Consider the following 8,444-nt stretch of genomic DNA (forward strand, 5'->3'; position numbering starts at 1 on the left):
GAGAGACTGAGTGACGTGTTCGATGCACTCGCCCGCGGCGTCATCCGGCGCCCTCGGACCACCATCGCCGTCTGGGCCGTGGTCGTCGTGTCCTGCCTCACCCTGGCCCTCGGAGTGTTCGGGCAGAGCCTGTTCGCCCAGCTGCACTCCGGTGAACCGCGCGTGCCCGGCGCAGAGAGCCAGGTGGGCCGCGACCTGCTCGCCGGCTCCGAGGAGGCGGGCCAGGAGGTCAACCTCCTCGTCCGCGGGACCGACCTCACCGACGAGGACGTCGTCGCCGGCATCGCCTCCGCCCTCATCCCCATCCGGCAGGACGTCGAAGATCTCGAGGGCGTCTCGGGCGTCGTCGACCCGTTCCTCGCCCCGGAGGGTCCCTCCGACCCGCTCGTCGCCTCGCTCGTCTCCGCTGACAGCGACGGCTTCCTCCTCAGCGCCGAGCTCGAGCCCGGCCTGGCGGACCCCGACGCCGCCCGCGCCGCCGTCGAGGAGCGCCTCGCCGAGATCCCCGCGGAGCTCACCGACGTCGCCCCCGACGCCGACGGCATCGTCTCGAGCGTCGACCTCATCGTCTCCGCCGTCACCGACCAGGTCGAGCGCGACCTCGCCCGCGGCGAGGCGATCGCGCTGCCGCTGTCGCTGCTCGTCATGGTCCTCGTCTTCGGCGGCTTCCTCGCCGCCGGGATCCCGATCATCGGCGCGCTCGCCTCGATCGCCGGCGGCCTCGGCGCGCTGCTCGGCTTCGCGCAGGTCATCGAGCTCGACGCCGTCGTCGTCAACGTCGTCACCGTGCTCGGGCTGGGCCTGTCGATCGACTACGGCCTGCTCATCGTCTCGCGCTACCGCGAGGAGGCCGCGGACGTCGCGACGTCGACGGCGAGCCAGGGCCTGCCGCTGCGCCGACGCCGCCGCCGCGCGCACAGCCGGGCAGTGGTCGAGGAGGCCGTGCGCCGCACGGTGAGGACTGCGGGCCGCACCGTGACGTTCTCCGCGGTGACGATCGCCATCGCGATCAGCGCCCTCATGGTCTTCACCCCGGACATCCTGCGCTCCCTGGGCGCCGCCGGCGTCTCGGTCGTCCTCATCGCCCTCGCGACGGCCCTCACGCTCGTCCCCGCCCTGCTCGTCCTGCTCGGCCGACGGCTCCAGAAGCCCTCGTTCCTCTCCCGTGTGCCGGGGCTCAACCGCGCGGTCTCGCACCTCGGTGACATCGCGCCCGAGGAGGGGGCGTTCTCCCGCCTGGCCCGTGGCGTGCACCGCCACCCGTGGCTCGTCATCATCGGCGTCGTCGCCATCCTCGGGGTGCTCGCCTCCCCCGTGCGCGGGCTGGAGCTGCGCAACTCCGGGACCGACCTGCTCCCGGCGAGCTCGGACCAGCGCGAGTTCATCGCCGTCGTCGGGGAGGACTACCCGGCCGCGGCGTCGCCGGCCGTCTACGTCGTCACCGACGCCGACGCCGACGCCGAGTCCGCGCAGGAGTGGACCGCGGACCTCGCAGAGATCGACGGCGTCGCCGAGGTGACCGACGCGACCCCCGCGGACTCCGGGGAGCACGCCGTCATCGGCGTCTACCTCCAGGACGACGACCCGGGCGGCGCCGCCGCGACCGACGTCGTCGAGGCGATCCGCGCCCTCGACCCCGGCTTCGAGACGTGGGTGGTGGGCCAGGCCGCCAACCAGCTCGACTTCACCGCGGCGATCACCGACCGCCTGCCGATCGCGGCGGGCCTCGTCATCCTCACGATCTTCGTCCTGCTCTTCCTCATGACCGGCTCGGTGCTCATCCCGGTCAAGGCGATCCTCGTCAACATCCTCGGCCTGGGCGCGGCGCTGGGGGTGACGACCTGGGTCTTCCAGGAGGGGCACCTCACCGGCCTGCTCGACTTCGCCCCGATCGGCGGGCTGGAGAGCTACGTCGTCGCTGTCGTCGTGGCCTTCGGGTTCGGGCTGGCGATGGACTACGAGGTGTTCCTCCTCGCCCGGATCAAGGAGTACTGGGACGCGGGGTACCCCAACGACACCGCCGTCGAGCACGGCCTGCAGCGCTCGGGACGGATCATCACCTCCGCGGCGCTCATCATCACGCTCGTCTTCCTCGGGTTCGTCGCCGGTGAGCTCATGGTGATCAAGCAGGTCGGGTTCGCCCTCGCGGTCACCGTGGCCATCGACGCGACGCTCGTCCGGATGCTCCTCGTCCCCGCGACGATGACCGTCCTGGGCAAGTGGAACTGGTGGGCCCCCGGCCCGCTGCGCCGGCTGCACGAGCGGATCGGCATCACCCACTGAGACCTCGACAGCAGTAAAGCCGAGGGCCTTGATCCGTTCGGATCAAGGCCCTCGGCTTCTGGTCTGCGTCGCTCAGCCCGTCGGGACGACGTTCTCGATCTCCTGCCCGACGGCGTAGCCCAGGCGCGTGTAGATGCGCCGGGCGGCGTCGTTGTCGGCCCAGATGCCGTAGTGGACGAGCGGGTGGTCGGCCAGCGCCCACCGGGTGACCGCGGCCATCATCGCGCTGCCCACGCCGCGGCGGCGCCACGAGACGTCGGTGCCGAGGCCGGACAGGTGCACGGGCGACCCGGCCGGTGCGTTGACCGCGACGACGCCGCGCAGGACGCCGTCGTCGTCCCGGTAGCCCCACCACACGAGGTCGGGGTCTGCGGGGTCCGCGCTCGTGTCCGGGTTGGCCCGCGACAGGCACGCCCGGACCTCCTCGGCGGCGTCCGGCCCGGTCACCGGGCCGACCCGCTCCTCCCCCGCCTGCACCGGCGGCACGGTGCGGGTCCACATCCAGTCCCAGCCGGGACCGACGTCGAGGCCGAGGGCCGCGCCCGCGTCAGGGTCGACCAGCCGCCACGTCCCGCGGGTGAGCAGTCCGAAGTCCACCGGGCCGACGCCGTCGGACGCCGCCTGCGCGACGGCGCGGGCGAGCGGCTCGGGCGCGCCCGCCCCGACGAGCTGGCGCCGGGCCCCGCCCCCACGCAGCGGCCGCACGAGGAGCAGGTGGGCGCCCTCGGCGTCCCAGGCCTGCTCCTCGTGCCAGCGGTCCGCGTTGGCGCGCAGGAAGAACGGTCGCTCCACCTCAGGGAGCCGCCGGCGCGTCGCCGGACTTCGCCTTGGGCTTGGCGTCGACCCCGGCCTCACGCCGCTGCTCGGGCGTGATCGGCGCGGGCGCCTGGGTCAGCGGGTCGTAGCCGCCGCCCGACTTCGGGAAGGCGATGACCTCACGGATGGACTCCGCGCGGGTGAGCAGCGCGACGATCCGGTCCCACCCGAAGGCGATGCCGCCGTGCGGGGGCGCACCGTAGGCGAAGGCGTCGAGCAGGAAGCCGAACTTCTCCCGGGCCTCCTCCTCACCGATGCCCATGACGGCGAAGACCCGCTCCTGGACGTCGCGGCGGTGGATACGGATCGAGCCGCCACCGATCTCGTTGCCGTTGCACACGATGTCGTAGGCGTAGGCCAGGGCGTTGCCCGGGTCCTCCTCGAAGCGGTCGATCCACTCCGGGGTCGGGGAGGTGAACGCGTGGTGGACGGCGGTCCAGGAGCCGGAGCCGACCGCGACGTCGTCGTCCTCGCCCGTGGGCTTGAACAGCGGCGCGTCGACGACCCAGACGAAGGACCACTCGTCCTCGTCGATGAGGCCGGTGCGGCGACCGATCTCGAGGCGGGCGGCGCCGAGCAGGGCGCGTGCCTCGGACTGCTTGCCGGCGGCGAAGAAGATCGCGTCGCCGGGCTGGGCGCCGGTCGCGGCCGCGAGGCCCGCGCGCTCCTCCTCGGTGATGTTCTTGGCGACCGGCCCGCCGAGCGTGCCGTCCTCCGCGACCGTGACGTAGGCCAGGCCCTTGGCGCCACGCTGCTTGGCCCACTCCTGCCACGCGTCGAACTGGCGGCGGGGCTGGCTCGCGCCACCGGGCATGACGACGGCGCCGACGTAGGGAGCCTGGAACACGCGGAACGGGGTCGCGGCGAAGTACTCGGTGAGCTCGGTGAGCTCGAGCCCGAAGCGCAGGTCCGGCTTGTCGGTGCCGTAGCGGGCCATCGCGTCGGCGAAGGTCATCCGCGGGATCGGGGTGGTGATCTCGTGGCCGATGAGGCGCCACAGCTCGACGAGCACCTGCTCGGCGACGGCGAGGACGTCCTCCTGGTCCACGAAGCTCATCTCGACGTCCAGCTGGGTGAACTCCGGCTGCCGGTCGGCGCGGAAGTCCTCGTCGCGGTAGCAGCGGGCGATCTGGTAGTACCGCTCCATCCCGGCGACCATGAGCAGCTGCTTGAACAGCTGCGGGGACTGCGGCAGCGCGTACCAGGCGCCGGGCGACAGGCGCGCGGGCACGAGGAAGTCGCGGGCGCCCTCGGGGGTGGAGCGGGTGAGCGTGGGCGTCTCGATCTCGACGAAGCTCTGCGCGTCGAGCACGCGGCGCGCGGCCTGGTTGGCCTTGGCGCGCAGCCGCAGCGCGTGCGCGGGCTCCTTGCGGCGCAGGTCGAGATAGCGGTAGCGCAGCCGCGCCTCCTCCCCCACCTGGCCGGAGTCCTCGGCGTGCTCGGAGACCTGGAAGGGCAGTGGCGCCGCGGAGTTGAGGACGACGACGTCGCTGGCGATGACCTCGACCTCACCGGTGGCGAGGTTGGGGTTCGCGTTGCCCTCGGGCCGCTGGGCGACCTCGCCGGTCACCTGGATGACGTACTCCGAGCGCAGCTCGTGGGCGACGGCCTCGTCACGGATGACGACCTGGGCGATGCCCGACGCGTCACGCAGGTCGATGAAGGCCACGCCGCCGTGGTCGCGGCGGCGATCGACCCATCCGGCGAGGGTGACGGTGCTGGAGATGTCGGTGGAGCGCAGCGAGCCTGCGTCGCGGGTGCGGAGCACGGGGAACCTTTCCATTGGTCGGGCGCACCGCTAGACGGGCGGGCGCAGGGCAATCCTAGGCCGCCCGACCGTGTCCGGAGGAGGTCGGCACATCCGGGCGCGGCAGATGTCGACCCGGCCGCCCCGGAGGAGCGATGATCCGGGTATGACCGGTCCGTCCGCAGCGCAGCGCCGCACGACGGCCCCACCGGACCTCGTCCGGCTCCTCCTCGTCGCCTCCGTGTCGCTCATCACCCTCGTCGCCTTCGAGGCCCTCGCCGCCAGCGCGGCCCTGCCCGAGGTGAGCGCCGAGCTCGACGGGCTGCGCCTCTACCCCGTGGCCGCCGGCGCCCCGCTCGCCGCCCAGCTCGTCGCGACGGCGGTGGCAGGCGCCTGGGCGGACGCCCGCGGGCCTCGTCCGGTGCTGCTCCTCGGGCTCGCCGTCTTCCCGCTCGGGCTCGTGCTCGCGGGAACCGCCCCGACGATGGAGGTCCTCGCCCTCGGGCGCGCCGTCCAGGGACTGGGCGGCGGGCTGCTCATCGTGCCGCTGTACGTCCTCGTCGGAGCGATCGTGCCGGCGGCACGACAGCCGTCCTTCTTCGCCTGGTTCTCCGCCGCGTGGGTGCTGCCCGCGCTCGGCGGCCCGGCGGTAACCGGACTCGTCGTCGAGCATGCCTCCTGGCGCTGGGTCTTCCTCGGTGCCGCCGCGCTCATGGTGCTCGTGTCCCTCGCGTTCCTGCCCCTCCTGCGGCACGTGCCCGGCAGGTCCGCGGCACCCGGCGGGCCGGTGCGTTCCCTCGCCCTCTCCGCGACCGGTGCGGGTGCCGCCGTCGCGCTCCTCCAGGTGGCGGGCAGTGCGCAGGCCTCGTGGACCATCCCTGCGGTGGTCGGCGCCGTCGTCGTCCTCGCGGTCTGCCTGCCCCGGCTGCTGCCGCCCGGGACGGTACGGCTGGAGGCCGGTGTCCCGGCCGCCGTCGCCTGCCGGGCGCTGCTCAACGCCGCGTTCATGACGACGCAGACGTTCGTGCCGCTCCTGCTCGTACGGGAGCGCGGCTGGTCGGTGGCCGAGGCCGGGTTCGTCCTCGCCGCCGCCTCGGTGACGTGGGCGGGCGGCGCCTTCGTCCAGGGCCGCGTGGGCTCCGAGCGCGGGCGCCGGGTCCTCACCTGGCTCGGGCCGCTCCTCCTCGCCGCCGGAACGCTGATCACCGCCGGTGCCGCGCTGCCCGGCGCGAGCCCATGGCTGACCGTGCCCGGTGCGGCGGTCGCGGGGATCGGGATCGGCATGGTCTACCCGGCGCTCACCGTCCTCGCGCTCACCCGCACGCCCGCGGCGCAGCACGGCGAGGTCAGCGCCGCGCTCCAGGTGTCCGACTCCCTCGGCGCTGCCCTCGGCCTCGCCGCCTCCGGCGCGCTCGTCCTCGCGCTCATCGACACGGGCGGGACCCTGGCCTACCTCGCCGGCCTCCTGCTCGCGACCGCCGTCGCCCTGCTCGCCGTCCTCGCCGGGGCCCGCGCCACCACCCCCTCCCCCCGCCGCGACAGCGGACTCTGACGCGACAGCGGACCTCCTCGCGACAGCCGACTTGTGCCCGGTGTGCGGGACGTCACCGGCCGCCGCGCCGGACACGGGGCCCCACTACCCGTAGAGTGGGGATCTCCTGGAGTGTGTTCGTTCCGCCCAGGCCCCATGCGGAAGTAGCGCTCGGCGGGGCCCATCGCGGAGGGTGCGTCGCCCACCTGGCGCCGCGTAGCCCCACTCCGCTACCGATGGGTTCTTCCGTCTTGACTGCTGTTCTCACCGACCTTGCCCCCGCACGCCCGGAGACCGGTTTCGCCGGCCTCGGCCTGCCCGACGACCTGCTCTCCGCCGTCGTCGACCTGGGCTTCACCACCCCCACCGACATCCAGATCGAGGCGATCCCGCTGCTGCTCGCGGGCCGCGACGTCGTCGGCGTCGCCCAGACCGGCACCGGCAAGACGGCGGCCTTCGGCCTGCCGCTGCTCGCCGCCGTCGACCCGCGCGTCCGACAGGTCCAGGCGCTCGTCCTCGCCCCCACCCGTGAGCTCGCGATGCAGGTGAGCGACGCGATCGCGTCGTTCGCCTCGCACCTGCGCGGCCTCACCGTGCTGCCGATCTACGGCGGCTCGAGCTTCGTGCCCCAGCTGCGCGGCCTCCGCGACGGCGCACAGGTCGTCGTCGGCACGCCCGGTCGCGTCATGGACCTCATGGAGAAGGGCAGCCTCGACCTCTCCGGCGTCCGCTTCCTCGTCCTGGACGAGGCCGACGAGATGCTCCGCATGGGCTTCGCCGAGGACGTCGAGCAGATCGCCGCCCGCGTGCCGGCCAGCCGCCGCACCGCGCTGTTCTCCGCGACGATGCCCGCCGCGATCAAGAAGGTCGCCGCCACCCACCTCAACGACCCGGTGCGCGTCAGCGTGACCCCCGCGTCCTCGACGGTGAGCAACATCGACCAGACCTTCGCCGTCGTGCCCTTCCGGCACAAGGTCGGTGCGCTGTCCCGCGTGCTCGCGATCAGCGACGCCGATGCCGCCATCATCTTCGTGCGGACCAAGTCCGCCGCCGACGAGGTCGCCATCGAGCTCGCCGGCCGCGGCATCCAGGCCGCCGCCATCTCCGGCGACGTCGCCCAGCGCGACCGTGAGCGCCTCATCGACCGTCTCCGCTCCGGCACCCTCGACGTCCTCGTCGCCACCGACGTCGCCGCCCGCGGGCTCGACGTCGAGCGCATCGGCCTCGTCGTCAACTTCGACGTGCCGCGCGAGACCGAGACCTACGTGCACCGCATCGGTCGTACCGGCCGCGCCGGCCGCAGCGGCCGCGCCCTGACGTTCCTCACCCCGCGCGAGCGGGGCCGCCTCAGCCAGATCGAGCGCGCCACCGGCAGCCGTCTGCGCGAGATCGACATCCCCACCCCGGCGGACGTCTCGGCCCACCGCGCCTCCTCCATGCTGTCCAAGGTCGACGAGCGGCTCGCCGCCGGGCGCCTGGACCTCTACCGCGAGATCCTCGACGGCTCGGACCACGACCTGCGTGAGATGGCCGCCGCCCTCCTCGCGATCGCCGTCGGCGACGAGGGTCCCGCGCCCCGCATCGTCGACCGTTTCGACGACGAGGGTCCCCGCCGTCGTCGCGAGGAGAACTACGACGACTCCGGCGAGTTCGTCGGCGCCAAGTTCGAGGAGGGGCGTGACCACGAGCGCCTCGCGCCCCGCGGCCGCGCCGGCACCCGCCCCCGTCACCGCGACGCCTCTGGTTCCGGCACCCGGTACCGCGTCGAGGTCGGCCACCGCGACGGCGTCCAGCCGGGCGCGATCGTCGGTGCGATCACCGGCGAGGGCGGCCTTCGCGGCCAGGACCTCGGCAAGATCGACATCTTCCCGAGCTTCTCCCTCGTGGAGATCAGCCAGGAGCTGAGCCCGGAGACCAGCCGCAAGATCGGGGCCGCGCGCGTCGCCGGGCGTCCCCTGCGGATCCGTCCGGACATGGGCCCGCGCAAGCCCTCCGGACCGCGCCGCTGATCCCAGCAGCCGTTCGACAGCGGGTGAGCACCTCTTCGTGAGGTGCTCACCCGCTGTC

General features: G+C 73.7%; 5 protein-coding genes. 3 read left to right on the forward strand and 2 right to left on the reverse strand.

What is annotated here, in order from left to right; translation table 11 throughout:
- The first annotated feature begins 15 nt into the window (after positions 1-15).
- Positions 16-2,283 carry an MMPL family transporter gene (locus tag FHE66_RS10635; protein WP_255303694.1) on the forward strand — a complete coding sequence of 756 codons (2,268 nt, stop codon included), beginning with the start codon at positions 16-18 and terminating at the stop codon, positions 2,281-2,283.
- A 72-nt stretch (positions 2,284-2,355) separates the two neighbouring features.
- Here the strand turns inward: FHE66_RS10635 and FHE66_RS10640 are convergent, their stop codons facing one another.
- Entirely contained in the window at positions 2,356-3,075 is a 720-nt protein-coding gene (locus tag FHE66_RS10640; protein WP_139072940.1) for a GNAT family N-acetyltransferase, read from the reverse strand.
- Between the two features lies 1 nt (position 3,076).
- Positions 3,077-4,867 (reverse strand): aspartate--tRNA ligase, encoded by a 1,791-nt coding sequence (aspS, locus tag FHE66_RS10645; protein ID WP_139072941.1) that lies wholly within the window; start codon positions 4,865-4,867, stop codon positions 3,077-3,079.
- A 145-nt stretch (positions 4,868-5,012) separates the two neighbouring features.
- On the opposite strand from aspS, the gene FHE66_RS10650 reads away from it, so the two are divergent.
- The gene (locus tag FHE66_RS10650) at positions 5,013-6,398 is read left to right on the forward strand and encodes an MFS transporter (protein ID WP_176554737.1); all 1,386 of its coding nucleotides are present in this window, start codon (positions 5,013-5,015) and stop codon (positions 6,396-6,398) included.
- Positions 6,399-6,613: 215 nt separating this feature from the next.
- On the forward strand, positions 6,614-8,386 hold the full coding sequence (locus tag FHE66_RS10655) for a DEAD/DEAH box helicase (RefSeq protein ID WP_139072943.1): 1,773 nt from the start codon (positions 6,614-6,616) through the stop codon (positions 8,384-8,386).
- Positions 8,387-8,444 lie beyond the last annotated feature (58 nt).

The sequence above is a fragment of the Georgenia sp. 311 genome (assembly GCF_006151955.1).
In the GTDB taxonomy this organism is placed as follows: domain Bacteria; phylum Actinomycetota; class Actinomycetes; order Actinomycetales; family Actinomycetaceae; genus Oceanitalea; species Oceanitalea wutianyii.

Excerpts from the sequence above, each read along its gene's own strand:
- FHE66_RS10650 (WP_176554737.1), top strand. The coding sequence starts at position 5,013 with ATGACCGGTCCGTCCGCAGCGCAGCGCCGCACGACGGCCCCACCGGAC.
- FHE66_RS10655 (WP_139072943.1), top strand. The coding sequence starts at position 6,614 with ATGGGTTCTTCCGTCTTGACTGCTGTTCTCACCGACCTTGCCCCCGCA.